We start from the raw sequence: 24,747 nt of genomic DNA, 5'->3' as shown, positions 1-24,747 counted from the left end.
GGTGTACTTATCCTGCATTTCAAAAGCATCCCAAATCATGCCGAAAAACTTACGGTGAAATTTAATATTGCGCGGAACCGTGATTGTGCATTTGCATTCATCGCCAATTTTGATTCTGTCACCGGATAGTGTTTCCCATTCGCTTATGTCAGCAGGGGTTAAACCTGAGCTTGTGCGAATCATGTAGATTTCACTCACGCCGCACCTCTGCCTGGCACGGGCCATAGCCACCTGTGAGAGTAAAATCGTACGTTGTGAATGTCTGGTTCCCGGTAGTATTTTTTGCGCGGTTGTTTTTCTGGTGAACTGAGATCGCGCTTGCGGGTGTCTTTGGGTTTCATGCCAGTAATTCCCTCACCGCCTGTTGGTGCTTTTCTTTGGCTGATATTACCTCTGGCCTGCGGTGTACGTTTGGTGGTGGTAGCGCGGTTGTGTTTGGTGACATGGTGTGATATTTCGATTCCCTGCACAGTCGCAGAAACTTGATCAGGTTGGGTGGGTATTCGCCGCCCTCGGCTATCAACGCATCCAGGCCGCGTTTGATTGATTCGGGCTTTACGGTTTGCAGCGCATCGCACCATACCGGGAACACGTCACCGTCTACGTGGCCGTAACTTGCTTCCCACTGCCTGCCGTACAATTCAAGCATCCGCTGCCAAAGCCTCTCGGTTAGCTTGCAATCTTGCTGCGGCTTCTTTGCCTCGGCTTGCTGGTGTTGATATAGGCGTTGCGCCCGTGCTATTTCTTTTTTGCCCGGTAGTTCCATGATTGTTTTCCTTTTGCTGGAATACGCCCTGCCAACTTCCGCGTATTGAGTTCAGCAGGGATTGATTCGGATCGTCCCCTTCGGCTTTCCATGCAGCCATGTCTTTGAAGATTTGCTTCACGGCGGTTGGTGTGAGTTTCTTTTTAATTTCCTTCCGCATTTGCACAAAATCGGCCCATATTTTTGGATCCACAAAATCAGGTAATTCAAGTTCGTCCAAAAAACTGGTTCTAGCCTTTTTCTTGATTCCTTTAACCTCTTTACTTGTTACTGATTCCTTTAACCTTGTACAAGTAGGGCGTTGCCCGCTTTGTTTATTTCGTTGACGGCTCGTTGACGGCTCGTTATAGCTTCGTGTATGGCGATTGCCTTTTGTGGCATTGCAGTTTCCGCACAGTGTTTGAAGGTTTGTGTCTTCACTCGTGCCACCTTTTGATACCGGAACAATATGATCAATTTCAAGGGCTTCCGTGCTTCCACAAGAAAGACAAACATGACCATCTCTGTCTAATATGCGCTGGCGCTGTCCTGGTGTTACTTCGCTTGGTACAGCGCCAGAATCTTTATGCCCGTCTGGTGCTGGTATGCAGGATGCTATTTCTTTGTGGTGCGGGTTTTGGTGTTTTATGAAATTGAGTATTTGAATGTATCTAATGCCGTCAGATTCATATCGCTGAATAAAGCCCTTCGATTCCAGCGCACTTAACATCTCGTCCACGTTTAAATTGTCGGCGGGAAACATTTCCATTTTGATTTTCATGGGCCTGTCTTCCAGTCGCCCTTCGCGGTCTGCAAAACAGGGTAATCCTGCAAACATGAGCCGTGTCTCAAATGGCAGTTCTACCAGATATTCATTTTTATACAGTCCGGGTTTAATGTTGCGTGATCTAGCCATTAGGCTGCCTGCTCTTGGTTAATAGGCTCGAAGTTTGCTATCTGTGCGGTTTGCAGGGCGTTGAATAATGGGGCAAACGGGACAGGACAATTTAGCGTCTTGTAGCCATTGTTTTGCGCCTGTCTTGTCCCGTATTTTTTTATCCAGTTTGCACCCAAACTTGCCCATGCCCGCTGTAGTGGAATTACAGGTAACAGGTAGGCTTTGCCCCTTGGAAGGATTGCGTATGCTATGTAGTCGCACATGAGCGGCTTACAGGCCCACCCTGGTGCGCCGGTTGTATCTACGGAAGTGTACTCAAGAAGAATATCGCCGTAGTCTTTATACCTAACCTTTTCGTCAATCAGTATTTGTTTTGAGTTTTCCAGTATGACCGACCTGTCGATACCGGCCCGCTGGTGTTCGCCATCCTGTCTATGATCAACACATGCCAACATGTTGGGAAAGAATTGCTTGTAACAGTGCAACCACATCGGATGGTCGCTGGCAGCATGTGATTTTTTTAAACTGTCATTAAAGTTGTGCATCGTTACCCCATGCACTCCATCCCGGTTGCGTTTTCCGTGCAAACAGTTCTAGTTTTTTGGCGTTCGGGTACATGCTTTCGATCAGCCCATAAAACAGATCAGGTTTTTTAGAGTGCTTTTCCCTGCGAGACTTGATAATTGATGAAACCCGCATCGATGGATCTGGTGTGCCGGGACTTCCCTTTGTCGCAATCAACAGAATTTCGTGCTGTTGCCGGAAGTAGTAGCCCATACCTATGATTTCTTTGTCCCACACAGCACACGTTCTGTAACTGAATCCCCATGCCTCAATTACAGCCATTGACTCGAATAATTTTGGGCTGGTTGTCCACATGAATAAAACGCAATCTTCGTGCGCCAGCGCGCCAATGGGCAGATTGCATATTTCTAGCAGGTCCATTGTTGGATAGTGGTTTTCTATTTTTCTGTTGTCGGTTTTGGAGTGTTCATAGCGCCAAGGCGGATCTGCATAAATCAAGTTATATTCTTCTGCGGGCAGTTCGCGCTTAACCGGCGCTGGCTGCTCTCTTTTTTCAGCCTCCCTGACAGCAAGCCTGGTTATTGTTGGTGGTTCGTATGACTCCACCAACTCTTCAAATTCTTCTTTAGGTATCCGCGCTATTTTCATGGCGGTTTTTTGTTGGTGTGGTGACATTCCGGCTTCGCGGGCTGCTGCCGTGCGCGTATTATCAAGGGGCGGTTGCCCACCGTTTGATTTTCTGTCACCACCGCTTTGAGGCTCAATCGTTTCCAGCACCTCACCAGCCCTGCGAATGGCCCTCGCCTGTATCCGCATAAACCGATTCATTAAAACCGTGTCTTTTGATTGCCGGTGATAGCTTGCAAGCGCGGCCGCTTTGTCTGCCCAGTCCTTGCACTCGTCCACACTTTCACAAAGGGCGATTGCGGTTGTCATTTCTTCATATGAACGCGGTAACTGGGCTGTGTTGGCGCTTGCTAATTGCTTGTATTTAGTCATCAGACAGCCACTCAGGGCGTTTCATGATCGTTGACATGCGCTACCCCTGCTGTGCGTTAAATATCCTATGCTGCCCTTTCCGAACCCCAAATATCAGGGCGCAGTCCAGCGCGAGTCATGCGGCCTTCGCTTGCAACGACAACCTTTACAGCCAGTTTCGGACTGAATTTTCGGTTGTCATACATGACCTGTTTAAAGTATTCGAGAGTAGTTCCAGCCTCTTCTGAAACGCGCTTAGACTCACCCTCGCCGTATTCTGTGTAAAATGTTCTTGCGTCCATGCAATCATAATAGCCACATGCTAATTACATGTCAATAGCGATTTGCTAAATTAGGTGTTGACAGCCTGATAGCGATTTGCTAAATTAGAAGCATGAACTAACCCCAACGCGATTGGGAACACTAATCCAACAAGGCAGGCGCAAAATGAGAACATACCACGTTTCACCATCTGGGGGCCGGTTCAAGATCACCATGACCAACATGAAAACCAATAGGCAGTTCAACAGCTACAGCGCATGGTCATCAGAAAAACGAGCAGAAAAACACGCAGAGGAGCTTAACCAATCAGCGAAATACCGAGACGGTAACGGTTGGATTAGGTTTATAACATGAAATCGAATATCGCCACCCCACCCAAAGCACTCCCGGCACTCAGCATCCTGTTGTGTGTCGGGTGATGCTGGTAGGAGAGAGCAAGTGAATAACACAATCATCAGTTGGCGCAAAGAGCTGCGAAACGGATTGCGCCCAGAGAGCATCATCTGGTGCAGCTGGTGCAGGAAACCAGTGATTAAGAAATTGAACCGTGTCGATGGCTCAAACTTCATCACCTACACCCAGTTCATAAACGATGCCGAGGTTTTTGTGTATACACCACACTTAGAGAAAGCAGCATGATCACCAACAAAATCCACGCCATCCGAGACGCAATCCGAAACGCGGCAAAGCTTGTCCTGATCGCTATCGGTGGCGCTTTGTTTATCTTTGGCCTACCGGCTTTGGTAGTGGTTTTAGACGGATTATTTAACGGAGGAACGTAATGTTTTCAGTAAGACAAAAAAGAGAAATATCAGAAGCTGTTCAAAAGACGCTTCGAGACACTAACCACCCTGAATTGCCAGACAGTGAAATTCAGTTTCGGTTGTCGGTTGCTGGTGAGGAATCGTGGAGTTGGGCCGATATTAGAAACAATGGCGCGGTTCAAGACCCGTCAGTAAATCCGCACAACGAATCAGCGGACAAGCAATGAACACAGTGGAAAAAGCAGGAACAGGAGTAGCGAAATGAGCGTTATCAGCACTCAGGTTTTGCAGGACGTAATTGACGAAATTCAGGGCGAGATTGATTCACGTCCAGAAGAAACCGAATCACTTGCAGACATTGAGCGAGCCGAGAATAACGTGATTGATCAGCAAGAGCATAGCCACAATGCGAGGGGTAGGTTGTGAAAACCACCGAAGAGCTTGTAATCAGCTACGCGGAAAACCGGATTGCGTTTCGCAACGTAAAAGATGAGATCCACAAACTCATGTCCCCGCGCAATGAAAACGGTGAGTACATATTTGGCATCCCTGAAAAAGACACCATTCAGGCGAAAATGACCAGCGTTCGGAATGATTGGTTTGATGGTGGCGATATGTACAGTTACAACGCGTGGCCGGAAGGCGGATGGACGGAGGTTCTAACTGATCTTGATATTGAAGACCCGGACATGTTGCGATTGGCCGCCCTTTGGGACGAACGCAAAGCCATTGTAATCAGCGCCGGAAACATCAAACGCGCCATTGCAGCCAGGGGCCGCGCATTGTTGAGGAAACAGCCATGACAATCATCACCCAATCAACAACACCCAAAACACCCAACCACCTAATCGGCGTTAAAAACACCACCCGCGCTCAGATCATTATTGACGATATACGGGATTTGATTGCGCTGAATAAAACCGAGGACATGGCGTATTTATTGGATGAACTGCCGTGGTTGATTGCGGCTATGAAGGAGGCGAAATGAAACTGGGAACACAAGTTAAATTGCCCGATGGCCGCGTCGGAACGTGCGTTTATAACAGTTTAATCGGCGAGGGCATCAAGTGGGGCCATCACGACCCTGACCCGAAAGAGTTTGAGGACACTGACGGCAACACCGTTTTAGGTGGATCACCCGACGAATGGGAGTGGGAGCCTGACGCGCTTCTCCGTGAACCGTGGCCCGAATCCGAGCGGTTTGGTTTTACTGCGGGCCAGTGTGTTGGTGATGAGTTTGAAATTATCCGCAACGGCTTGTGATGCTGCATTTTTGGAGAACAGGAAATGAAGATTAAACAGAACGTAACATTGACTAACCCTGAGCGGTTTTTGAGGGGCGATTATTCCACAGGTTTCTTACTAACAACGCACAACTATAGCGATGATGGCGAATGGATCCATTGCGGCGAAATCGAAATTGACATTGATGTCGATAGCGGAAAGCTCATTAAAGCGGTATCTGCGAGACTCGACAAAGAAATCGGCAAACACACAGCCGCGCTGCATGTGCTGGAAACCAGAAAAGCCGAATTACTCTCACTCACACATGAGGGGGCGAAATGAGCGAACAAACAACACCACTGATTCACGCTCAAATGTGCAAGATACAGCGCGATGCTGATGGGCTAACCAAAGGCCAGCAAAACCAGCAACAGGGTTTCAAATATCGCGGCATTGACGATGCATACAACTACCTGCATGACATTTTTGCAAAGCATGATGTATTCACCGTCCCGCGTGTAACCAACATGGAACGCGAGGAAAGGCTCTCTAAGGCGGGTTCAGTGCTTATGTATACCATGCTTACGGTTGAGTACGATTTCTTTGCTAATGACGGCTCCAGCGTCACCACATGCGTTATTGGCGAGGCAATGGATAGCGGGGATAAGTCCTGCAACAAGGCGCTATCAATCGCACACAAACTGGCACTTTTCCAGATAACCATGCTGCCGACCCTTTTGTCAGCCGATGCAGACGCAGAAGTGCATACACCAATGCCCAAGCCACCGGAAGAAAAACCGGAGCCAGAAACACCAATGGCCGTTAGGGATCAACTGGCCGCGCTCTCTGATTTCAGGGCAGAGCATAAAACCACGATGGAAGAAAACGACTACATAGACGGGCAGGGCGAAAGACTGACGTACAAACAGGCAGATCAGCTACTCGACAGAATCAAAGACAGACAAGAGAAGGACAAATAATGCCGCACCTGTACGAACTGACCGATCAATTCAAGGGCTTGCAGTCGTTGATTGACAGCGGCGAAATGTCAGCCGATGACTTGGCCGATACCATCGAAGGATTGTCCGGTGATCTGGTTGCCAAAGGCTGTGATGTTCTGCTTTTTATGGCAAACCTTGCTGGTGATATTGCCGCATTTGAAGCCGAAATTAAACGCATGACCGCACGTAAGAAAACCCTGCAAAACAACCACAACTGGTTAAAAGAGTACCTCAGATCAAACATGATCGAGTGCGACATAACCAAGATCGAATCGCCCGTATTTACAGCCGCGCTCAGAAAAGCGGGCCAGATGGTTGAAGTCTACAGTGAAAAGGATCTGCCCGTTTCCTATCAAACAATGGTCCCGGCTTCGTGGAAGATCAACAAGGCGCAAATCCTGAAAGACCTGAAAGCAGACATTGAGATTCCGGGGGCTAGGCTGATTGATGCGAAACAAGGGATAGTTATCACATGACCGACAAACTCTGCACCCGCCGCCAATTACCAAAACCGCCTGACCAGTTTAGCTGGAACACGGAAAGGAAAGCCGCATGAGAAAAGGAATAATTACCGACATTGACTGGGCCTTTATTGGCGCAGAACTTGCTTGCTGTGATGCTGATGAGCAAGCCTCATTTTTCAAGTCGTTCATTAAAGAAATGAAATCATGGGACACAAACCACAGGGGCGAAACCCAACTTTGCTATGTGAACATGAGACTGGACGATCCTGAAAAGGAATTTCTTAAAATGCTGTCACACACACAGGATTGAAGATGAAAAAGAAACCAACAAAAGCCCAACGTGACCGCGCCAACGAATTGCGCAAAAAGAAACGCGCACGTATCGCGGCTTATAAGCGTGTGTTCAAAAATTGGATACCAGCATGATTTCACCCTGCAATCCAACGAGCAGGGTATTCGAAGCGGCCCGGTAATGGGGTCGGGTCGTTTCTTTTTTTGAGGATTGAATTATGAATGAATGGACGGGCGACCTTCATGACGATTGCTACTTGGAACGCTATGGCTATTCAGCCCATGTTGAATGCATGGCCAAAGGCGTGTGGTGGTTCGCTGTAGATAAAGGCACATGGCCTGAATCTAAACTACTTTACAACACGGCAGACAACCAGACCGCCGTTGCTTTGACCACCGGCAAGATGGCCAGGGCCGCCGCTGAGTGTGTGATTGAAAGCTTTAGGTGCCACGAGGAAGACTAAGGAATGGCCATGCACATAACCACCCAAAAATTCAAATCATGGGCCGACTTGCGAATCACCCTCAACGCCGATGACATTGAAAAGCTCGATCCACAAGGCGCAACGATCAGGCTGATGGTTCGGCCAAATGGTGACGGGTATTTGGTAGCCGGGCCTGAGATTGTTTTACTGGAGGATAAGACATGACAGATATTATGAAATTGCCGAGCAAGTGGCGCGAGGGGGCGACAGTTTGCTATGACGCAAACGCTAAGTTTGTTCACGAACGGCTTGCTGGCGAACTTGAATCTGCATTACCAGTCTGGACAAAGATTACAGACGATCCTGATACGTGGCCCGAGCAGAGTGAAGACATATTGTTATCAAGCGGTGTTGGGTTCCTTGAGGCCGGAGAATGGGGCGTGACTATTGACGAAGGGATGCAGAAATATATTGGGCGATATTGGCGGCCACTCTGTGATCTCGATTATCCACCAAAGGACAAACCATGAAAGATTACACCGCCAAAGAACTGCGCCGGATCATAAATAACACGCGCAACAAAGTAATACGCAATCTCGCTTTTCATATGTTGCGTGAACTGATTGAGAGTAAATTTTGAAATGAACAGATTAACAGCGGAACAGATTGGTGATGCGTGTGAACGCATTGAGGCGTGGATACCTTCTGCAACCGCTTTCCACCCTGATTCAGGCATCCATAAAGTAGGACTCGCTTGCCAGCAACTACTATCCCACGCCGCCGCGCTGGAAGCTGAGAATGCGGAGTTGCGGGATACTATATACGACTTGCAAATGGCTGATCCACATCTTGAGTTTATTAGTAGGGTTCAGGATGTGGGAATGCACCATGACTGGGATGATTTTATGGACGCATTAACAACACTGGAACGGGAACAATGACCCCACTAACCCCCAAACAAATACGCGGTAACGTTGCTTAGTGTGATTGGGAAATTGAAGGAAATTGAAAGGAGTAAGTTGTGAGTGAATGGCAACCAATTGAAACGGCACCTGTCGGGGTGCGCCTACTGCTATGGTGGAGGCCGATAGACGGAAATAAACATGCTGAAACGTCACTCATTGGTCAGGTGTGCTATGGAGAATATGAGGGTCAGTGGTGGAACGATCAGCGTGGTGCGTATCAAGACTTATGGCACATCACTCACTGGAAGCTACTGCCAGAACCCCCGGAGGATAAATCATGATTGATACCAACCTATCAAAATCTGAAAAACCGATTGAGCCGACCACGGCGCAGATTCAGAGATGGCACAAGGAGGCCGCATTTCAAGACAGGCAAATATCGTGTGGACTACTAAAGGTGTTTTTGAACAGGTGGCACGGCTTCGCCGGAATCCTGCTCAAACGTCTGAGAGCAGCAAAAATGGATTTGGCAGCAGAGCGCGGAACTCGTAAAGGGTGGAAGAAGCGCGCACTTGAAGCAGAGCAAGCCATAAAGGAAATATCAGAGTTGTGCATAAAGCTCTACGGGGTTGGTGCTGTAGATGTGCCTGAGATGATTATAGCAATCATCAACAGGAGCAAGACATGAGTGACAAATTCATAAATGTTGCTGATCTAAAAGATCCAAGCGACGTGCAGAGGCGCACATACCGAGAAATAAACAACGCTACCGAGCATTCCTTTAGCGTTGGTCAGTTGGTGGAGTTGAGCAATGGTGTTCGTATGTTCGTTGCAAAACAGACCCGCGATTGTGACGGTACGCCATTGTACTCACTGACGGCTGATGATGATGAAGAAACAGCCCAGATCAACCCTTATAGCTGGGTTCATGGGTATAGCGAAGATGGTATGGCTGTGTATTTAGCCCCAAGCGATGCAGAAGCAACCATAGCCGCCGCTCAAAAACTACCAGACAAATGGCGACTTGCACCCAAACAGCACACGGTTATCGACGGGGTTACAGTAGAGATTCCAAATAAGCATACGTGTGCTGATGATTTGGATGCGGTTGTGGGGGATAAGCTGTGAGCGAACCGACAGTAACAACCGAAGAAATGCGGCTCTGGCAAGAATCGACGCCGGAGGATTACAGTAAATGGGACTGGGAAACCGTTTCTGACTGTGATGGTTTTTTGACAATCGCCATTAATCGGCTGGAAGCAGCGGAGAGAGTGGTGGCAATGTATGAGCGAGACATTCCAAAACTGACCAGAAAAATGGAATTTCATCCTGAGGGTTGGGATCATTTATGTGAGTGCAAAATGTGCATGTCCTACGAGACAGGCTGACATAATGAATAAACTCGCCAGCATTCTCATTGAAATAACACTCGCCATAATCGCGCTTATAGGTGTGTTTATTGCGGGGCTTTGTGTGGGTTGAAGCCTTAATCGTCAACCAGTATCAAATCAAAACCACCATGCACACTGGCATCTTCCGAGTTGGGCGATGCGGTCAGTTTAATGTCGTTCTTTGCGTTGATCTTCATATACGGGAAGAAAAGATGTTGCCCACCGGAATCGCCCTTTGACACGCCTTTTTCGTGCTTCAACTGAAACTCATAACCGTTATCGCGATCAGCAACCCACAATTTAAATTCTGTGCTTTTAGGCTCTTTGCCGGTTGCTTCAACCCCATCGTAAAAGTAGCTTGTCATGTACGCGGTTTTGCCTGATGGCACGGTGTATAACGCCATTAGTGTCTGGTTATTTCCAGCACCAATCGTGGCGTATGTTGTACCGGCCCCGACATTCTTGGCAGATATATCCTGATCAGTAACCACGTCAGCAAGAACCTTCATCCTGAATATGCGGATAAGCGGCGTATCCAGCTCTACAGCAGTCGTGGAATCGCTGGCATCCAGTGCCTTTGTCTGAACCGTCAGTTCCCAACTCGCATTCAACCCCTGCACTTCGATGGTTTCGCCACGCATTGCGGTCTGGTTAACCGCCTGTGACAAGTGGGTTATATCGGCAGTCGATGGGAAACTATATGTGCCGCCCCCATCCCATACATCCTCTGTCGTGCCTGAGCCTATATCCGCGTTTGCACCAAACTTGTTGACACTTGTAACGCCCGGAAATGTCCCGCGTGGGATTTCCAGCATTAAATCTTCTTGGCGTAAATTGGTCATCAAATAGCTTCCCATGTAGTGTCGTCATAAGCCGCAAACGTGACATTTGAACCACTTGCCAGCGTGGTTACAGTATCCACCCCCGAACCATTGTCATCACCGGAGGCCGGGAATATGCCCAGCACGTTTGCACCGTTGTTGATTACTGTCGCACTGATACCACCCACCGCAGAAGGCATGGTCACAACATCGTTTGCATTGGCTACCGTGGAAACCTCGTTGATGCGTGATATAAGCACCTGTTCGCCCTGTGTCTGCGTTACTGATGCGGTAATCCCGGCAGTAACGCTTTTAAGCACGAATGTTCCGGCACCCATTTCAAGGTCGCCGCTCATGCTTGCCGAACCATCGGTCATCAACGCCCCGGCAGCGGCCACATTGGTCGCATCGGTAACATCGGCATTTTCCTCAACGGTATCCAGTTTAGTTGATGCGGTTGAGTCAAATGATGCTACGGCAGGGATATTGTCATCGGTCCACAGGGTTGCGCCCGTTGCGTTCTTGCCGACTATCTTGATCGCCTTGGACTGGTCACGGAAAAGGAATATCACATTGCCACCGGATTCTGGCATACCCAGTGAGTTGAGCGTTACGGATACGCCGACTGACGTACCATCCACATCTGAAAACAATGAGGTTGCCGTGGTTGTGCCTGCAAGGTAGAACTCCAGCGTACCGTTAACCAGCGGGTCGCCATTACTGTCAACATACTGGATCTGGTGATTACTTAAGGGGATATAGGTTGCCATTATTGAGTACCTAGATTAAGTGTTTCTGTTGCGCCCGCGTTCTCTGAGCCTTGTTTGGTTTTGAACCTGTCGTCCATTGCCTCGCTACCGGACTGAACACCCGCGCCTATCAGCCACGACTCGATAACCTGCGTGGCATCAAACATATCTTTTTGGGTCGCGCTAGTTCTGATAAGTAATGCCTTATACAAAACAGGGTCGGACTGTGCGGCGATAAGCAGTTTTTGCGCCTCGCCCGTAGTGAGTCTTTGTAAAATCTCCCGCGCCGCTGTTGATCCCTTGCCCGCAATGACAAGCGATGAGCCAATGCCGCCGCCCGCTACCTTCTGACCGGCTTTTGCGCCCGCAAGTTGAGCAATGAACGTCAGCAGTTTTGCTGGTTTGTCTTCAAGGATTGCGCCCACGCTTTCACCTGACTTCTGTTGTGCCTGGATCATCTGTTTGGTGATCGCTCTCATGCGGGTAATTTCTGCGCTGTCCATACCTAGCGACCTGGCAACACCAAGGTTTTCATTAAACAACCTGGCAAGTTTCTGGCCTGATATTTCTATCTCACCGCTCTTGCCTGTTGTTGTCGCTGAGTTGAACAGGGACTCAACAAACGACGTTTTTAACCCATTGATGGCGCGCTTATCACCCCCCATCCTGCGCAACAGGGATTTTGCCAGTGCTTCGGGGTTTTCTGCCCTCAATAGCACTGCCATTTCCTGCCCCGGCTCCGCGCCCAACAGCACCCCAGCAAGTGACTTGTTGCTGTCCTGTAAAAGCCTTGATCCGCCACGCTCGGTTACGGTTGCAGCGCGTTGAGCCAGTTTGTCGGCATCGCTAAATACCAACCTTGCGCCGCCCAATTCTTTTTTAAGGCCCGGGAATATCTCGAACATGCCCTGAGATTCCAGTTTGTCTATCTGCGCCTGTGCTTGTTTCTGGCTGAATGCGCCGCCTTTGGTTGATGCCTTCACGAATCCTGTTTTCAGGAATTGCTGCAACTGTGGTGCAGACTCAGGTGAGGCGGCAATGAATGCCCGCACATTGGTTGCAGGGGTTGCGCCGGAAAACAGCTTGTTGAGCGTGTCTGCGCTTGCCACGCCAGCACCACGGTTGGCACCACGACTTAACAGCGCACCTACGGCACCTTCGTTGAATTTCTGGTTTAACTGTCTGGAAAATTCCCGCGCTGCATCCACTGCCGGGTCTTTAACTGCCGACATGTCATCCAATAATCCATCCGCGATATTATTAAGCACCCTCGCCCTGTCGAACCGGTTATTGGCGGTGGCCTCTCTTGCGTTAGCCAGAACACGGGTACGGACCTGCTGCAAGTCATTGAACGTAACCGCCTTGTCGGTGCTTGCAGCCTTGTTTATCCACGCTGGCACCCTTGACGGTACAAGTTCGCCGGTTTCGTCTTTGATGGTTCTGAGTGCCGCTTTTGTGTTCTGGAATGTGGCCGCTGCCTGCTTGTCAATACTGTTCCACAACTCTGATTCCTGCTTGCGTACATCTTTCAATGCCGCATTCAATTCCTTGCGGGCAATACGGCTTATCTCTCTTGGTGTTGCGCTCCCGCCCAGTGCGTCTATCTGCGACCGTGCCGACTGTGCCGCTGTTGCCGCCCTGAGATTAACCAGATTGGTGAGATGATCCTGCCCGGACTCAAGGATTGATCGCATCCGGTTGTCACCACCAAAATCAACAGCCTGTTTTCTGGCAGCATCCAAAGCACCATTTAGCTCGTCGGTAAATCTGGCCTGTAACTCCGGGTTTGACTCAAGGACGGTTCTTTCCAAAGCTATCAGGCGATCATCACCCGTCTGTCTTGCGGGGGATATTGGAGAATCGGGGTCAATCCTTGCCGCCGCCGCTTCCGGGTCAGGAACCAAATCCTGTAACCGCCTTGCCGCCCTCGGCTCTGCGCCCGCCTTTGTGAACGGAACGATGGTTTCTTTGAGTTTATCAACAATCGGCTTGCCCGCCACGCGGGTCACTGCTGTTATGGTTGGCAGCGTAAAGCCGCCCGCTAGCTCACCGAGCACAATAAGGCTTGGGTCGTCGGTGAATTTTGACGCAACCTCGCCACCAAACCCAGCCCCAAAGCTTGACGATACATCAACAGCGGCTGACTTGAGCGGTGTCTGTGCCGTGGTTGCGGTGAGTTGTTGCGTGACGGTTCTTTGTGCCGCCGGGATTCCAGCCTTTAACACCTGAGCGCCTTTTTGCATAATGCCCATGCCCGGCAGAACGGATGCGCCAAGTATCTCAGCGCCCCTCGGCAGAAACCCCTCTGCTTCTTCTCCGGGCTGTGCTGTCATCTCCGTATCTGCCACCATTTGCCTGAACCCTTGCGTGGGTATCTCAGGCGCACCAACCGCCCTTAGTGGCATGTTTATAATCTCTGATGGCAGGTTGATCAAATCCACCATACCCTTGTTAAACGACTGCGCAAGATCGGTTGCGGTTAAGCGTTTATTTTCCTGCTTTTCAATATCCTGAAGCTCTTCGATGAGTGCGAGTTCTTCACGGAGTGCTTGTTCTTCTGCCGACATTACATTGCCTGCCTGATCTGTTGAAGCCTGTCGATTATTTCCTGTTTGCGGGTTTCTAGTTCAGTGCCACCCGTCATGCCCCCAAGAATAGGCAGGAAATTCCTGATTGCGCTTGCATTTGCACCCTGTTTTTGTCGTGTTACCGTATCAAGGTTGGGGTTGCCAGCATCTGCATCAGCCTGTGCAAGACGAACCCTTAAGCTTGCAGCAATAGAGTCTATCTTTGCCACCAAGACACCCTCACCCTGAAACATGGATGGCTGAATGTTGATTTCCTCGCGGATTCTGTCGATCTCACCTACGGGGAAACGCGGGTTAATGGAAAGCGCACGAACCATGCTCTGAATTTCTGTCTTAAACCGTTGCCGCGCCTTTGTGACCTCGCCCGCATCACCACCAAAGAACGCCCTGACTTTTTCAACCCTCTCAGCAATCGTTGCAACAGGGCCGGTTGCCGTGTCTGCCAACTCGCGCAATGTCTCGCCGGGAACGGGTGTGGGCGTTTGTGGTGTCTCGGTAGTGAATGGTATTTCTTCTACGGTTCTATTAACCAAATCTGTGTACACGATGTTGCCGGTCTTTTCGTTGACCTCAATCTTCGCTTGCCCGTCAATTATCTTCGTTGCCTTTTGTAATGACACGCTCGGATTAAGCCTTACCAGGTCAGCTATCTTCCTGTCTCTTTGGTCGCCTTGATTACCATCCTCGCCACGCTTTTGAACATTGATCAACTTACCTGTGGTTTCGCTGACCTGTGCGCCGGTAACGTCCGGCCCAAGCCCTGCAAGTTCATCTGGCGTTGCTGTCCTGAATGTTTCCGGTGCTGCGCCCGGCTCTTGCCCCATTAGCCCACGCGCCTGAGCAAGCACGTTTATATCGTCTTGTGGGTCCGGTGACTGCATGGCTGCAACGGCCTCGTCCCTGATCTGCAGAATCTCCTGACTTCCAGACCTGATCTTTGACAGATACCCAAGCGCCGCATCCTTTCCACCCTGATCGTAGGTGTTAACAAATTCAGTGGATATGCTACGAATCTCGCTTCTTACCCTGTCCTGTTGGCCCTGCTCAAACTCTGTTGTCGCGCGTTGTTCCTGTTGCTGCAACCGTTCCTGCCGTGCCGGTTCATCCTGTATTCCAAGCTGCAATAATTCATTCCGCGCCCTTGTGTTCTTGATGCGCTCGGTTTCCTGAATCCTGCCAAGGATATTGGTGTGCCGTCCCTGTGCGATTAATGCGTTTATGCCTGCCATTATTATCTCCCCGGAACCGGTGGCCCAACAAATTCAGAATGCCCCGGATTCAGAAACCCCAGGTTCTGTGTGGGGGTTGATGTATTCAGAAGATTAAGAAACGACATCCCATCCTGTAACGAATTAGCCATCCCCAGTGTTCCTGCTGCCTGTGCGCTGCCGATATTGGTATAGGCATTACCGATATTGGTCGCCTGCCCGGTGGCGGCATTGGCACCAAGGGTCGGCAGGAATTTCAACTCGTTAAACCGCTGCGGCCTGAAATTGGTCGCGTAGTAATCGGTCAGCGATGTCAGTGTGTTGCCGCTTAAACTCTGCCCACGGGCTTTCTGTGTGTTGATAATATCCTTGAAGGCTTGCGTGTCGGAAAAATTAGCACCGGTATCGACAAACTCCTGCACCGCAGGCAGTGCCGCCGCGCCCGCGTCCGAAAACGGCCCAACAAGCTCGTTCTGTGCCGCTATCGACTTACGTTGCGCCTTGGCCTGCTTGGATGCTGCCCGGTCAGATGCGTATGCGCCTATTAACGCTGAACCTATCGTTGCTGCTGTTCCCATCTCATTTCCTCAAAAGTAATTCCGTACTGGTACATTCCGACCACGCCGTTTTTGGTGTAACTGTCGGAATTGTAACCTTGTTTTTTAAGCCCTATTTTCTTCACAAACGCGATGACATTTGGAAAACACTCTGGAATGTTCACTATCATCTTTCTGAGAGTCGGAATGTTTTCAATCAACCATGACTGGATGGCAAAACCACCCTCAATGGCATGTTCCCGGTGGTCTGGAAGCATGAACACATGGCCCTCCCACATGACAGATGTCAGTTGGTTGAAGCGATACATGCCGATGTACTTGCCATCGTCAAATAAACCCACCCATACCTCATTGATCAGATCCGGCTGATAGGGCGGCGCGTCATCCTCTGAAATCTCATCCCATACCGCGCTGATGGTCTGGATGACGACCTGATAATTCCACAACCGCTCACAGGCAATCATCCGAATATGTCTTTGTCCTTCAAATCACGGATCAGGGTTGCCAGAACATCGGCAATTTCCAGAACCGCATCACGGATATTCTCAACCTCGGCCTGTGAGGGCGGGTTGGTAATAGCCCCGGCAGCGGCATCCGCGCTATATGCCCTGTCCGTGCCATCATTGGTGATGGAATATGCCGGTGCCGAGTCCTGCAGACCCGCTAACGCCGTTGTATTGGCTTCCGATGCTGCCTTGACCGTATCCAGGTTGACCGATGCGGTGACGGTCATTAAATCCAGCTTTTCCTGCTGGGTCAGAACGATGGTTTCAGTCTCGCCCACCGTTGAGACAACACCACCCTCGCGGTTCAGGTCGTTCAGATACAATGTCAGGTCACGCGCCCATTCTGACGTTCCGGCATCCTCCAGAAACTTATCCGGTATCTGTGATGTGAATGAGGGTGTTTCAGCCATCAGATACCAGCACCTACATCAGCATGTGCCGATACCAGGGTAAAACTGCTGTTCTCGCTGTATTTCAGCCGGTAAATGCGGTTATACGCACTGCCGCCGCGCCTTAGTATCACCCTGTTCAGGTAGTTCTTGTGGCAGTTGATCAGCGGTTTCCATTGCTCATGCGACCACGTTTCGCCACCATCGTCCGAGTACGAGATCATCACATGGGGAATACAACTCATTATACCTGCCTGTTGACCACTTGGAGCGTCAGCAAATTATTATCAATCGGGTTGTTAATGCGAATATTGAAGAAATATGTCTCGCCCGGAACCAAAGCGATGTCCTTGCCGGATAAATTCACCCCGGCACTGATACCGCCACCAAGCCCCCACGTATGGGACGGTGCGGATGTGTAATCACCTACCGTCTGGTTAACAGAGCCGGTACGGGTGCTGCTTACCGTGGTATTGCCAACCGACACAAACAGAAGCTCGTATGACAGGGATGTGACCGGCACAGTAAAGCGTAGCGAAACGCCTTCTGCGGGGATTACCTTGTCGGTATTTGAATAATGCCGCCCAAGCTCGAACGGCACACCGAAGAACCATTCCCATGCCACCGAACCAATCGTACTGATCTGCGTGGTGTCCCACTTCCTGACCTGTGCATTGCCGGTATCCGATGTGATTACAACATAGTTTGAACCTGTTGGAACCAGCACGGAATCGCCGCTTGGTACGCCGCTGTAGATCATTTCATCCAGTACGTTGCCGTCACCATCTGTAATGTATAAAGCGCCGTTGTCGTAGCCTACGTAGTCCTGTAACTGTATCCTGTTACCCGCATCCTGCGTGGTGGTCAAAGCCGCCATGTCAACAGCGACCACCTTGTTGAAATCGGCCAGTTCAATGGCGACACCGAACATGCCCTCAAACGTGGTATGCGTGAGCTTGCTCAAGTCTATCCAGTTGCCGGTATTCTCCCAGAACGGTGACATTATTTCGGTTCGTGGGTCTGGGGCAGGCGGTGCGATCGGGTCTTGTGGGGCATACTCGTCATCATCCGTCCAGCCCTCGTAAACGTGCCACTTGTTATTCATCCAATCCATGACTGAAATAACGTCTTCTTCAGACAGGGCTTCACGATGAGCAATCAAATGCCCCATATCGCCCGTAAATGGCTCATTAGGCCCATTATCACGCGCAAACAACTGACCGCCATCGGCACCGGCTAACCCGGTAGATGCTGTCAGTTTTTCGTTAGACTTTGCACCATTCATGAATACCTTGATCTCGCCAGCAACACCATCATAGGTGATTGCACCAATGAAAAACGTATCACTGCCCACGGCATCACCAGCATCAGCCTCAACCTGATCACCATCATTGTTCAGGTATCCGATAACACCGGTATCATTGGCATATACCCTGCCATGAAAACCACCCAAAGCCACAAATACGCCGGTTGCATTTGCGTTATTGCACGAGCCTGCAAAAAATACAGACATTGACAATGTACTCATCCCGCTCCATGCAGCCGACATTGCCTGCACCGAAGGAGATGCAACCCTCACCACTGACAGGCCGTTCTGTATGTTGGTTTTGAGCGTTGGGGTTCCGATTGTTCCGCCAGTCATGGCCCCATTTTCGTGCTGGCTTCGGTAGCCTTGCAGCGTATCGCCATCAGTAACAGCAACAGCACTTGGAACTGCTGATGTTGCCGTATAGGTTGACCAGTCGCCAGGAATGAACAGTTCAACTTGCGGTCTTGTGGTCGTTGCTGCACCGACTGATGCTTGCGCGGGCCACCTATCGTTTTGTGCGAAAAATGCTGGCGTAGAAAGTCCTGCGCCACCGTTAAACATGATACTTGCCTGCGTCTCAGGAAGAACATAATCCCACAACGACCAGTGCTGCACGCGAGAGCCGGACAGCATAGGCGCATTAACGCCGTTGTTGTACCCTCCGCATAGCAATAAACCGTTTGCAAATGGCGACATGGTTACGGTATAAGTAAATTCTTCTGGTGTAACTGGTGTGCCGGATGTATCAGGGGTTAGCGAGATGGCAAGTGTCTTGGTGGAGGGTTCGTGCGATATGGTCAGATAGTTCCACGCATCAAGGGTTACGGTTGCTGTGGTTGTAAATTCCTCGCGGGTAGATGGTGAAGCGTAATCACCTATAAATGTACTGATTGTGCCATCGGCGTTAATAAAGTTCTGCATACCGGATGGATTAAAACCATTGCCGGACATGTCACCTGAGTTTGAAAGGCCAACCAGCGTGCCTATTTGTGTGACATAAAACCACCATACCTGTGTGTGTTCATCCGTTGTCCAGATTGCATCATCGGCTTCATTTTCAAGGCTGAAAACGTTATCTGTCGTGCCATTACAACCAGCAGCATTACCGCCGTGCATACCGGCAGCACTTGGATTGGTAGCAAAGCCGACATTAGCCGATGCAACCAGGGATGAGCCATCGTTCAGCCCGTAACCATACAGGCCTTCGAGCATGTTATAGCCACTGTTGACGCTTTGAGAATCTTTCAGGGTTTCAAAGTCCTGATAATATAGCAGATGGTCTAAATCTAGTGGTGGGTCTGGTATTGTATCCGGTGGCTGTGGTCCTAACCCTGTTCCCGCAACCTCGGTCTGCCCTGCAACAATGATAAATTCCACTTCATCGAAGAACAGTTTTTTGCCGGGAACGCCGAATAAACCACCGTGGATAACGGCGGTATCACGTTGCTTGATGATCGGTTCGCCGTTATCTGAATATATATCCAGCGAGTATTCATACAACAAACCATTGGTGTGGTCTGCACAGTAATTCAGGCCGTACATATGGATCATCGAACTTGCACGGTGGCGGTCATTGCCGATACCGTTGGTTAGCTGGAACCAGCTACCGGATGGCTCATGGAACACCCATGTCCGGTTGGCGGCCGGGAATGTAAACGCTACGAATTGCTGGTTATCCTGCACGAAATCAAAAGCGATAACATCATCAATCTTTGAATACTTGGCAAACTCCACCCCAAGGGCAGGATTGCCGATATTCAGAAAATTAAGCCCGTTTGATCGTCTTGGGATACGTTTTGTATCCAGAAAATACATGAACTCATCGGTCTTGGTGATGCCATGCAGTCCTGCTAGTCCATACGGCTGGACACCACTGTTCACCCGTGCAAACGGTGGATTGCCTTTGCCGGTGTTCTGCCACGGTTCAACCGATTTGGAGCCAAAGAAATAAACCAACTGCCTGAAAGCAACAATGGCAGTTATGTCATCGGGATGTGATTCAGCCTGTGCGAAATCCAGCGCATCAACGGAGAATGCGGGATCCACCGAACTGGTGACAAACTCACCCCATACGCCGTTATTCTGGTCGAATATGAACTGGTTGTTCAAATAGGCAACCGTGGTCGGGTTCACCAGGTCAGGGTCGGTTATAGCCTCAACTCCACCGGCTACCGTGTATTTATACGGTGTTGCGCCGGTGGTTATGATCAACTGGTATGAGTCGTTCGCCATCACGCATCGCCCGGAACCGGCAATCGTTCCCAATGCGTAATTCACACCCTCGGCATCAACCGAATACAAGGTCTGTCCGTTAATCACATACAAAAGGTTGTTGAAATCGTGCATACCACGATCAACGCCTTCCAGCGTTGCGAACGTCTTTGTGCCTGCAACATTGTGCAGGGCAACCTGATTGCGCGCTTCCGGGTTGATTTCAGGCCAAAGATTCTTTGCAACCTGTGCGGATAATGGTTTTTCCCTGTTGGTATAGGATGGGCCAATCAGGGGGATTTCAACTCTTGGCATTTAGAAGTTCTCTATTTCCGTCTGACCCATTTTTGCCCTCGCCTGCAATTCGCGGATCATGCGCATTGCCTCGATCTTTTCCAGCTTAATACGCTGATAACGCGCATCCGGTATCTGGTACTTGACCGCACGGGCCTCTGCCACCAGCATTGCAACCGAGCGCGCATACTGGTCCGGCACATCGGCACTCTCTGCCCATGTGGTCAGATTCAGCGCCTGTAACTCGCTGAAAACCTCCGTGTATGCCTGATCAAGATCAGCGGTTTCATAGGACGGTAAAGTCTCGCCCTCGCCCAGTATGCCAAGGATTTCAGCGGCGGTTTCGCGTGTCTGCGTTGCAGTAGCCATTATTTATTCAACGGGTTCTTGTAGCGTTTAACTTTGTCGATGACGTTGCCACGCCTGTACTCGCCCATGCGCTTTTGTACATCACGGGTAACCGCTTTCGGGCCTTTCTCCATCGCTGCTTTACGCCGCTTGTTCTGTTTGTTTACACCGCCCGGACCAACCAGTTCAACACGTTTTGGTTTCTGCCTGCCTTCCCTGAGTACGTCTTTGATGTTCCTTTCAATACCCATTATTTCTTCTCGGTGAAGTGCGAGTGTGTGGCCAATTTAATCGCAACCTCATCAGGCACATACATGACCTTGCCGTTGAGATTGAAGTTGATATTGAATACCTTGCAGGTTTTTGGATCGCAACCACCGGCCTTATCGCCGGTAAAGACAAAACCACGTCCCTTGTAAACCTTCCTTGCGCGTTTCTTTGCTGCCTTCTTCATAATCAATCCTTTTGTCGTACCGTTATATCCAGTGTTGGAATGTCGTTTCCGGCCTCAACCGAACGGGCAACCCGCGCCATTTGTGTGTATGCCTGCCTTGCGCCGTCGTTGCTTTGAATCACAATCTGCAATTGCGCTATCTGCTGGTTGGCCTGTGCGATCTTTTCCTGATGACGCTTTGCCAATCCAAGGAAACCATCTTCGGTAAACGGCGGCTTGGAAAAGTCCGGTCTGCCACCACACGCCATGCCCTCAACGTACTCGGCTTTCAGGACAGGTGAAAGTTCGTGTATGACAACCTCATGGCCCTTGCCACGCGCAAAGCCTATCCATGCTTCCATGCAGGGACGCTGCCAGAAGTATTCAAAGTCATCTATGGACAGGTCAATACCGTACAGTTCCATGTACGGATAACCGCGTAACATAGCCAGACAGACCATCATTGCCGGGCTTGATGTCAGGTACAGTGAGCCGAACAACCGCTCGGACTCATCATAGGGGAATGTCGTAACGTGGTCGGCTTTGATCGGGAAGTTGTTGCCCACAATAAGCGGTGTGTTCTTATCCACCAACCATTGCGGATAACGCTCGTCATGTTCCTCGTCTATTTCATCGTGAATTTCAAATATCAGGTCGTAGCGCGGGTAGTTCTGTGAGCGATTGCCCAGTACCCACACCTCGTATTCGGGATCATCAAACGGCGCAAGCATTTCAGAGGACGGTGCGCCACACACGATTGCCAGTTTCTTCATACCACTACTCCCAATGCGCCCCAGTGCGCCGTTGCAATCCAATCAAGCTTGTAACCGGTACGCTCCGACCATTCAAAATACGCCTTTCTCTCATGGGCCCTGTAATTCGGATAACCGTGGTATTCATCAAAAATCATGATGGTTCCCGGTTCTACCTCAATATGCTCAAGTACCGTGACGGTTGAGGAATACAGGTCACAGTCGATATTGACAAAACTCAGCACACCCATATCAGCTTTTGGCAGGGTGTCGGCAAACAGACCCCGGTGCATGGTTGAGCGTGAGCCGTGGAACACGGGTATTTCATGTTCCTGCACCTTGAACATGTTGATTTCACGCGGATTGCCATCACCGACTATATCCCAGTATTCGGGCAAGCCTTCAAATGAATCAAACAGGTGTAAGTGGGTATTATCGGGCATGTGGTTTAACCAGTGCCGTGCGCTGTTGCCACGATAAACACCGAACTCTGCCCATGTTCCCGCCCCGGCATGTTCTATCGCAACCGGCTTAAGGTCGGCAACATGTGGGACATCATCAAGTTCTCTCGGTCGTTCGTCCATCAAAACCCTGCCATACTGGAAACGGGAAAAACCCGGATAACCGCTCAATGTCGCCGGAATCCATCTTTAACGGCGGCAAGTCAGCCTTTTTCTTCTCAACCAACACGCTGATGTTGTAACCGTAGGTCATAACCTTTGCTTCGCTGCAATCCCACCCGGCAATCACCATGTTGTAAAGCAGCAATCCTGCATTCCAGAGAGTCAGGTGACCACCGACAATCTCATGTTTTAACGGTGGTACGGTAACGCAGAAATACCTGCCGGTATCGGCAAAGCACTTCCTTAGAAACAAATTCGGATTGGGCTGGTGTTCCAGCACATGACTCGCCCAAACAAGGTCATGCTGCGGCAATTCAAGTTCAAGATAATCACCAACCATATCAGCCGGTGGTTCAAGGTTGACCGTGGTAACGGTCTTTGAAAGGTCGCGGAAGTGAGCCGCATGTGACCCACTTCCGCTTCCAATATCAAGAACAGAACCGAACTCAAGGTCTGAACAAGCACCCAAAGCCAGTTCAGAGAACATCAGTCAACAACGTAATAAAGTTCCAGACTGCATGTTCCTACCTGATTAACCCCTGCATCTGCCAGGGTTCCGTAGACCATTAATGAGCCACCCGGATCGGTGGTTTCACTGGCTACAAAATCCCATGCCTGCAAACCGGCATTGGCAATTTCAGATAATGCTGATGCACTACCCGCGCTGGTCGTATCATGACCGGCACTCAGTGCATCGGGGTCGTCTGCGTTGGCAAGATTGCCGTTAACCGCACCAATACCCAAATCCAACGTGGGCGCACCACTGGTTGCAAGGTCATCCCAATACAACTGGGAGCTTGCAAGGATACGGGCGTTGGATGGGACACGACCAAAATCAATGGTCAGGCCAACGGTAGTAGCTGCTGCGACCTCAATGGTAGCGACAAGGGCTTTCACCCCATACGCTCCACCGTGAGACGTTGCTTGCAGCAGGGATGACCGTCTTTCTGTTGCTGTATAAGTAGTCATCATTTCACCCCGCTAAAGTAACCGGTAATGATTCCGTGCTGGTAGTCGTTAAAGAATGTCTTTTTAACGTCTTCCTTGCACTCGACCGCTACCGCCGGACGGAATTTAAAGTCATAGTCACGATCCACGATAATATCTGGAGCCTGACCAAAACCCTGAACAACCGCCTGTCTGCCGCACAGGAATGTCACTGCAGCACGAACGCTTGACGCGCCTGCGGTTGCAAGTGGCTTGCCTGTATCAGAGAAGATGGTGTCAATTTCCGGCACCTTACGAACAATAACGCCGTCATAGAACAGATCGCCATCACGGGCAAGAACATTGCCGTTAGAGGTGATCTTCATTCCACGAACATCCGCGTTCTGGTTGATGGTGGTCAGACTCGCTTTCAAATCACGGAAAGGAGTTGAGCCAGCAAACAAGACATAGACTTCGCCTTCCTCATCCGTCTGGTATGGATGAATATGCGGATCTGCGTCTTCTGCCAAAGCGCGCATCTTACTCAAAAGTGTATAGGTAAGATCATCATCGGTTGCATCAAGTTGAGCGAGATCGGCAGAATGGTCTGTACCACCCGCTGAACCACCGGCCGCGTATGCGCCGAACATGGTTCGGGATGCGTTGGTAACTAACCATGCGTCCTTCACTGCCTCTGATGCGTCTTCCATATTGGCGTAGGTCGTGCCGTTATAAACAGCACCCATCGCCTGTATGATCCGATCACGGTTTTCAGCCATTGCCCACTCTAAAAGCAGTGGACGGGACTCTTTCATCAAAGCGAGATTGGTTTTTTCCAAATCCTCTTTGTTGAACTCAACCGCGTGACGGTAGTAGGTGGGATTGGTATCCCACGAGTAGTTTCCTATGGACTCTCCATTGCCGCGCAACATCGTGCTTCCGCTTACGCCTGCACCCTTAAGGCGAGTTACCAGTGGATGGCGAAGGGTTGGACCCCTGCCTAACTTCTGGCAAATCGCATTATCCACGCCGCGACCCATATAAGGTGCGAAACGGTTTTTGCGTACATACTCACGGAAGAAATCTTTGCGGAATTGAATTGTCTGTAGGGCTGTGCTGATTGATTGTTCAGCCATTTA

General features: G+C 50.1%; 38 protein-coding genes. 17 read left to right on the top strand and 21 right to left on the bottom strand.

Annotated features, from left to right (window positions below):
* From KOO63_08370 to KOO63_08355, 4 genes are all read right to left on the bottom strand, one after another.
* Nucleotides 1-198, bottom strand: a 198-nt coding sequence (locus KOO63_08370) for a DUF1367 family protein (protein ID MBU8921820.1), incomplete at its 3' end; no start/stop codon positions are given.
* A 443-nt stretch (nt 199-641) separates the two neighbouring features.
* Nucleotides 642-1,661, bottom strand: coding sequence for an HNH endonuclease (locus tag KOO63_08365; GenBank protein MBU8921819.1), 1,020 nt, complete (start codon nt 1,659-1,661; stop codon nt 642-644).
* Nucleotides 1,661-2,188 (bottom strand): hypothetical protein, encoded by a 528-nt coding sequence (locus KOO63_08360; GenBank protein ID MBU8921818.1) that lies wholly within the window; start codon nt 2,186-2,188, stop codon nt 1,661-1,663. The genes KOO63_08365 and KOO63_08360 overlap by 1 nt, the downstream gene beginning before the upstream one ends.
* Nucleotides 2,175-3,167, bottom strand: a complete 993-nt coding sequence (locus KOO63_08355) for a hypothetical protein (GenBank protein ID MBU8921817.1) — start codon at nt 3,165-3,167, stop codon at nt 2,175-2,177. The genes KOO63_08360 and KOO63_08355 overlap by 14 nt, the downstream gene beginning before the upstream one ends.
* Nucleotides 3,168-4,209: 1,042 nt before the next feature.
* On the opposite strand from KOO63_08355, the gene KOO63_08350 reads away from it, so the two are divergent.
* The 17 genes from KOO63_08350 (at nt 4,210) to KOO63_08270 (ending at nt 9,890) form a co-directional block, all read left to right on the top strand.
* A complete protein-coding gene (locus tag KOO63_08350; GenBank protein MBU8921816.1) occupies nt 4,210-4,419 on the top strand; it encodes a hypothetical protein in 210 nt (69 codons plus the stop codon).
* Between the two features lie 34 nt (nt 4,420-4,453).
* Nucleotides 4,454-4,618, top strand: a complete 165-nt coding sequence (locus KOO63_08345) for a hypothetical protein (protein MBU8921815.1) — start codon at nt 4,454-4,456, stop codon at nt 4,616-4,618.
* A complete protein-coding gene (locus tag KOO63_08340; protein MBU8921814.1) occupies nt 4,615-4,995 on the top strand; it encodes a hypothetical protein in 381 nt (126 codons plus the stop codon). Before KOO63_08345 ends, KOO63_08340 begins: the two co-directional genes overlap by 4 nt.
* A complete protein-coding gene (locus tag KOO63_08335; GenBank protein MBU8921813.1) occupies nt 4,992-5,180 on the top strand; it encodes a hypothetical protein in 189 nt (62 codons plus the stop codon). The genes KOO63_08340 and KOO63_08335 overlap by 4 nt, the downstream gene beginning before the upstream one ends.
* Nucleotides 5,177-5,455 carry a hypothetical protein gene (locus KOO63_08330; protein MBU8921812.1) on the top strand — a complete coding sequence of 93 codons (279 nt, stop codon included), beginning with the start codon at nt 5,177-5,179 and terminating at the stop codon, nt 5,453-5,455. The genes KOO63_08335 and KOO63_08330 overlap by 4 nt, the downstream gene beginning before the upstream one ends.
* A 24-nt stretch (nt 5,456-5,479) precedes the next feature.
* Nucleotides 5,480-5,758, top strand: a complete 279-nt coding sequence (locus KOO63_08325) for a hypothetical protein (protein MBU8921811.1) — start codon at nt 5,480-5,482, stop codon at nt 5,756-5,758.
* Nucleotides 5,755-6,396: an ERF family protein gene (locus KOO63_08320; protein ID MBU8921810.1), complete on the top strand. Its 642-nt coding sequence runs from the start codon at nt 5,755-5,757 to the stop codon at nt 6,394-6,396. Before KOO63_08325 ends, KOO63_08320 begins: the two co-directional genes overlap by 4 nt.
* Nucleotides 6,396-6,893: a siphovirus Gp157 family protein gene (locus tag KOO63_08315; GenBank protein ID MBU8921809.1), complete on the top strand. Its 498-nt coding sequence runs from the start codon at nt 6,396-6,398 to the stop codon at nt 6,891-6,893. The genes KOO63_08320 and KOO63_08315 overlap by 1 nt, the downstream gene beginning before the upstream one ends.
* 76 nt (nt 6,894-6,969) lie before the next feature.
* Nucleotides 6,970-7,191, top strand: a complete 222-nt coding sequence (locus KOO63_08310) for a hypothetical protein (protein ID MBU8921808.1) — start codon at nt 6,970-6,972, stop codon at nt 7,189-7,191.
* Between the two features lie 199 nt (nt 7,192-7,390).
* Nucleotides 7,391-7,636 carry a hypothetical protein gene (locus KOO63_08305; protein MBU8921807.1) on the top strand — a complete coding sequence of 82 codons (246 nt, stop codon included), beginning with the start codon at nt 7,391-7,393 and terminating at the stop codon, nt 7,634-7,636.
* Between the two features lie 3 nt (nt 7,637-7,639).
* The gene (locus tag KOO63_08300) at nt 7,640-7,822 is read left to right on the top strand and encodes a hypothetical protein (protein MBU8921806.1); all 183 of its coding nucleotides are present in this window, start codon (nt 7,640-7,642) and stop codon (nt 7,820-7,822) included.
* Entirely contained in the window at nt 7,819-8,127 is a 309-nt protein-coding gene (locus KOO63_08295) for a hypothetical protein (protein ID MBU8921805.1), read from the top strand. The genes KOO63_08300 and KOO63_08295 overlap by 4 nt, the downstream gene beginning before the upstream one ends.
* A gap of 111 nt (nt 8,128-8,238) precedes the next feature.
* Nucleotides 8,239-8,538, top strand: a complete 300-nt coding sequence (locus tag KOO63_08290; protein ID MBU8921804.1) for a hypothetical protein — start codon at nt 8,239-8,241, stop codon at nt 8,536-8,538.
* 80 nt (nt 8,539-8,618) lie between these two features.
* The gene (locus KOO63_08285; protein MBU8921803.1) at nt 8,619-8,843 is read left to right on the top strand and encodes a DUF551 domain-containing protein; all 225 of its coding nucleotides are present in this window, start codon (nt 8,619-8,621) and stop codon (nt 8,841-8,843) included.
* On the top strand, nt 8,840-9,190 hold the full coding sequence (locus tag KOO63_08280) for a hypothetical protein (protein ID MBU8921802.1): 351 nt from the start codon (nt 8,840-8,842) through the stop codon (nt 9,188-9,190). Before KOO63_08285 ends, KOO63_08280 begins: the two co-directional genes overlap by 4 nt.
* Nucleotides 9,187-9,630 carry a hypothetical protein gene (locus KOO63_08275; protein ID MBU8921801.1) on the top strand — a complete coding sequence of 148 codons (444 nt, stop codon included), beginning with the start codon at nt 9,187-9,189 and terminating at the stop codon, nt 9,628-9,630. Before KOO63_08280 ends, KOO63_08275 begins: the two co-directional genes overlap by 4 nt.
* A complete protein-coding gene (locus tag KOO63_08270; GenBank protein ID MBU8921800.1) occupies nt 9,627-9,890 on the top strand; it encodes a hypothetical protein in 264 nt (87 codons plus the stop codon). Before KOO63_08275 ends, KOO63_08270 begins: the two co-directional genes overlap by 4 nt.
* Nucleotides 9,891-9,988: 98 nt before the next feature.
* Here the strand turns inward: KOO63_08270 and KOO63_08265 are convergent, their stop codons facing one another.
* From KOO63_08265 to KOO63_08185, 17 genes are read right to left on the bottom strand one after another with little or no spacing between them, the layout of a single operon-like run.
* Nucleotides 9,989-10,735, bottom strand: a complete 747-nt coding sequence (locus tag KOO63_08265) for a hypothetical protein (protein ID MBU8921799.1) — start codon at nt 10,733-10,735, stop codon at nt 9,989-9,991.
* Nucleotides 10,735-11,484, bottom strand: coding sequence for a hypothetical protein (locus KOO63_08260; GenBank protein ID MBU8921798.1), 750 nt, complete (start codon nt 11,482-11,484; stop codon nt 10,735-10,737). Before KOO63_08260 ends, KOO63_08265 begins: the two co-directional genes overlap by 1 nt.
* Nucleotides 11,484-14,030: a hypothetical protein gene (locus tag KOO63_08255; GenBank protein MBU8921797.1), complete on the bottom strand. Its 2,547-nt coding sequence runs from the start codon at nt 14,028-14,030 to the stop codon at nt 11,484-11,486. The genes KOO63_08260 and KOO63_08255 overlap by 1 nt, the downstream gene beginning before the upstream one ends.
* The gene (locus tag KOO63_08250) at nt 14,030-15,280 is read right to left on the bottom strand and encodes a hypothetical protein (GenBank protein MBU8921796.1); all 1,251 of its coding nucleotides are present in this window, start codon (nt 15,278-15,280) and stop codon (nt 14,030-14,032) included. The genes KOO63_08255 and KOO63_08250 overlap by 1 nt, the downstream gene beginning before the upstream one ends.
* A gap of 2 nt (nt 15,281-15,282) precedes the next feature.
* Nucleotides 15,283-15,837: a hypothetical protein gene (locus tag KOO63_08245; protein ID MBU8921795.1), complete on the bottom strand. Its 555-nt coding sequence runs from the start codon at nt 15,835-15,837 to the stop codon at nt 15,283-15,285.
* Nucleotides 15,816-16,280, bottom strand: a complete 465-nt coding sequence (locus KOO63_08240; GenBank protein ID MBU8921794.1) for a DUF2824 family protein — start codon at nt 16,278-16,280, stop codon at nt 15,816-15,818. The genes KOO63_08245 and KOO63_08240 overlap by 22 nt, the downstream gene beginning before the upstream one ends.
* Nucleotides 16,277-16,732: a hypothetical protein gene (locus tag KOO63_08235; GenBank protein MBU8921793.1), complete on the bottom strand. Its 456-nt coding sequence runs from the start codon at nt 16,730-16,732 to the stop codon at nt 16,277-16,279. Before KOO63_08235 ends, KOO63_08240 begins: the two co-directional genes overlap by 4 nt.
* Complete coding sequence (locus KOO63_08230) at nt 16,732-16,956, bottom strand: hypothetical protein (protein MBU8921792.1); 225 nt, start codon at nt 16,954-16,956, stop codon at nt 16,732-16,734. Before KOO63_08230 ends, KOO63_08235 begins: the two co-directional genes overlap by 1 nt.
* On the bottom strand, nt 16,956-20,546 hold the full coding sequence (locus tag KOO63_08225) for a packaged DNA stabilization protein gp10 (GenBank protein MBU8921791.1): 3,591 nt from the start codon (nt 20,544-20,546) through the stop codon (nt 16,956-16,958). Before KOO63_08225 ends, KOO63_08230 begins: the two co-directional genes overlap by 1 nt.
* Entirely contained in the window at nt 20,547-20,894 is a 348-nt protein-coding gene (locus KOO63_08220; protein MBU8921790.1) for a hypothetical protein, read from the bottom strand.
* On the bottom strand, nt 20,894-21,124 hold the full coding sequence (locus KOO63_08215; GenBank protein ID MBU8921789.1) for a hypothetical protein: 231 nt from the start codon (nt 21,122-21,124) through the stop codon (nt 20,894-20,896). The genes KOO63_08220 and KOO63_08215 overlap by 1 nt, the downstream gene beginning before the upstream one ends.
* Nucleotides 21,124-21,327, bottom strand: a complete 204-nt coding sequence (locus KOO63_08210; protein ID MBU8921788.1) for a hypothetical protein — start codon at nt 21,325-21,327, stop codon at nt 21,124-21,126. Before KOO63_08210 ends, KOO63_08215 begins: the two co-directional genes overlap by 1 nt.
* Before the next feature lie 2 nt (nt 21,328-21,329).
* Nucleotides 21,330-22,079: a hypothetical protein gene (locus tag KOO63_08205; protein ID MBU8921787.1), complete on the bottom strand. Its 750-nt coding sequence runs from the start codon at nt 22,077-22,079 to the stop codon at nt 21,330-21,332.
* A complete protein-coding gene (locus tag KOO63_08200) occupies nt 22,076-22,642 on the bottom strand; it encodes a TylF/MycF family methyltransferase (protein MBU8921786.1) in 567 nt (188 codons plus the stop codon). Before KOO63_08200 ends, KOO63_08205 begins: the two co-directional genes overlap by 4 nt.
* Nucleotides 22,617-23,168 (bottom strand): class I SAM-dependent methyltransferase, encoded by a 552-nt coding sequence (locus tag KOO63_08195; protein MBU8921785.1) that lies wholly within the window; start codon nt 23,166-23,168, stop codon nt 22,617-22,619. The genes KOO63_08200 and KOO63_08195 overlap by 26 nt, the downstream gene beginning before the upstream one ends.
* The gene (locus tag KOO63_08190; GenBank protein MBU8921784.1) at nt 23,168-23,653 is read right to left on the bottom strand and encodes a hypothetical protein; all 486 of its coding nucleotides are present in this window, start codon (nt 23,651-23,653) and stop codon (nt 23,168-23,170) included. Before KOO63_08190 ends, KOO63_08195 begins: the two co-directional genes overlap by 1 nt.
* Nucleotides 23,650-24,744, bottom strand: a complete 1,095-nt coding sequence (locus KOO63_08185; protein MBU8921783.1) for a DUF4043 family protein — start codon at nt 24,742-24,744, stop codon at nt 23,650-23,652. Before KOO63_08185 ends, KOO63_08190 begins: the two co-directional genes overlap by 4 nt.
* Nucleotides 24,745-24,747 lie beyond the last annotated feature (3 nt).

It is taken from the genome of Candidatus Latescibacterota bacterium, assembly GCA_019038625.1.
Classification (GTDB): domain Bacteria; phylum Krumholzibacteriota; class Krumholzibacteriia; order Krumholzibacteriales; family Krumholzibacteriaceae; genus JAGLYV01.
The sequence above is the reverse complement of the archived record's forward strand: the minus strand, read 5'-3'. Positions and strand labels throughout refer to the sequence as shown.

Bases quoted from the DNA above. Each gene is read 5' to 3' on its own strand.
- KOO63_08365 (MBU8921819.1), bottom strand. From the start codon at position 1,661: ATGGCTAGATCACGCAACATTAAACCCGGACTGTATAAAAATGAATAT.
- KOO63_08360 (MBU8921818.1), bottom strand. From the start codon at position 2,188: ATGCACAACTTTAATGACAGTTTAAAAAAATCACATGCTGCCAGCGAC.
- KOO63_08355 (MBU8921817.1), bottom strand. From the start codon at position 3,167: ATGACTAAATACAAGCAATTAGCAAGCGCCAACACAGCCCAGTTACCG.
- KOO63_08350 (MBU8921816.1), top strand. From the start codon at position 4,210: ATGTTTTCAGTAAGACAAAAAAGAGAAATATCAGAAGCTGTTCAAAAG.
- KOO63_08345 (MBU8921815.1), top strand. From the start codon at position 4,454: ATGAGCGTTATCAGCACTCAGGTTTTGCAGGACGTAATTGACGAAATT.
- KOO63_08335 (MBU8921813.1), top strand. From the start codon at position 4,992: ATGACAATCATCACCCAATCAACAACACCCAAAACACCCAACCACCTA.
- KOO63_08330 (MBU8921812.1), top strand. From the start codon at position 5,177: ATGAAACTGGGAACACAAGTTAAATTGCCCGATGGCCGCGTCGGAACG.
- KOO63_08325 (MBU8921811.1), top strand. From the start codon at position 5,480: ATGAAGATTAAACAGAACGTAACATTGACTAACCCTGAGCGGTTTTTG.
- KOO63_08320 (MBU8921810.1), top strand. From the start codon at position 5,755: ATGAGCGAACAAACAACACCACTGATTCACGCTCAAATGTGCAAGATA.
- KOO63_08315 (MBU8921809.1), top strand. From the start codon at position 6,396: ATGCCGCACCTGTACGAACTGACCGATCAATTCAAGGGCTTGCAGTCG.
- KOO63_08310 (MBU8921808.1), top strand. From the start codon at position 6,970: ATGAGAAAAGGAATAATTACCGACATTGACTGGGCCTTTATTGGCGCA.
- KOO63_08305 (MBU8921807.1), top strand. From the start codon at position 7,391: ATGAATGAATGGACGGGCGACCTTCATGACGATTGCTACTTGGAACGC.
- KOO63_08300 (MBU8921806.1), top strand. From the start codon at position 7,640: ATGGCCATGCACATAACCACCCAAAAATTCAAATCATGGGCCGACTTG.
- KOO63_08295 (MBU8921805.1), top strand. From the start codon at position 7,819: ATGACAGATATTATGAAATTGCCGAGCAAGTGGCGCGAGGGGGCGACA.
- KOO63_08290 (MBU8921804.1), top strand. From the start codon at position 8,239: ATGAACAGATTAACAGCGGAACAGATTGGTGATGCGTGTGAACGCATT.
- KOO63_08280 (MBU8921802.1), top strand. From the start codon at position 8,840: ATGATTGATACCAACCTATCAAAATCTGAAAAACCGATTGAGCCGACC.
- KOO63_08275 (MBU8921801.1), top strand. From the start codon at position 9,187: ATGAGTGACAAATTCATAAATGTTGCTGATCTAAAAGATCCAAGCGAC.
- KOO63_08265 (MBU8921799.1), bottom strand. From the start codon at position 10,735: ATGACCAATTTACGCCAAGAAGATTTAATGCTGGAAATCCCACGCGGG.
- KOO63_08260 (MBU8921798.1), bottom strand. From the start codon at position 11,484: ATGGCAACCTATATCCCCTTAAGTAATCACCAGATCCAGTATGTTGAC.
- KOO63_08255 (MBU8921797.1), bottom strand. From the start codon at position 14,030: ATGTCGGCAGAAGAACAAGCACTCCGTGAAGAACTCGCACTCATCGAA.
- KOO63_08250 (MBU8921796.1), bottom strand. From the start codon at position 15,280: ATGGCAGGCATAAACGCATTAATCGCACAGGGACGGCACACCAATATC.
- KOO63_08245 (MBU8921795.1), bottom strand. From the start codon at position 15,837: ATGGGAACAGCAGCAACGATAGGTTCAGCGTTAATAGGCGCATACGCA.
- KOO63_08240 (MBU8921794.1), bottom strand. From the start codon at position 16,280: ATGATTGCCTGTGAGCGGTTGTGGAATTATCAGGTCGTCATCCAGACC.
- KOO63_08235 (MBU8921793.1), bottom strand. From the start codon at position 16,732: ATGGCTGAAACACCCTCATTCACATCACAGATACCGGATAAGTTTCTG.
- KOO63_08230 (MBU8921792.1), bottom strand. From the start codon at position 16,956: ATGAGTTGTATTCCCCATGTGATGATCTCGTACTCGGACGATGGTGGC.
- KOO63_08225 (MBU8921791.1), bottom strand. From the start codon at position 20,546: ATGCCAAGAGTTGAAATCCCCCTGATTGGCCCATCCTATACCAACAGG.
- KOO63_08220 (MBU8921790.1), bottom strand. From the start codon at position 20,894: ATGGCTACTGCAACGCAGACACGCGAAACCGCCGCTGAAATCCTTGGC.
- KOO63_08215 (MBU8921789.1), bottom strand. From the start codon at position 21,124: ATGGGTATTGAAAGGAACATCAAAGACGTACTCAGGGAAGGCAGGCAG.
- KOO63_08210 (MBU8921788.1), bottom strand. From the start codon at position 21,327: ATGAAGAAGGCAGCAAAGAAACGCGCAAGGAAGGTTTACAAGGGACGT.
- KOO63_08205 (MBU8921787.1), bottom strand. From the start codon at position 22,079: ATGAAGAAACTGGCAATCGTGTGTGGCGCACCGTCCTCTGAAATGCTT.
- KOO63_08200 (MBU8921786.1), bottom strand. From the start codon at position 22,642: ATGGACGAACGACCGAGAGAACTTGATGATGTCCCACATGTTGCCGAC.
- KOO63_08195 (MBU8921785.1), bottom strand. From the start codon at position 23,168: ATGTTCTCTGAACTGGCTTTGGGTGCTTGTTCAGACCTTGAGTTCGGT.
- KOO63_08190 (MBU8921784.1), bottom strand. From the start codon at position 23,653: ATGATGACTACTTATACAGCAACAGAAAGACGGTCATCCCTGCTGCAA.
- KOO63_08185 (MBU8921783.1), bottom strand. From the start codon at position 24,744: ATGGCTGAACAATCAATCAGCACAGCCCTACAGACAATTCAATTCCGC.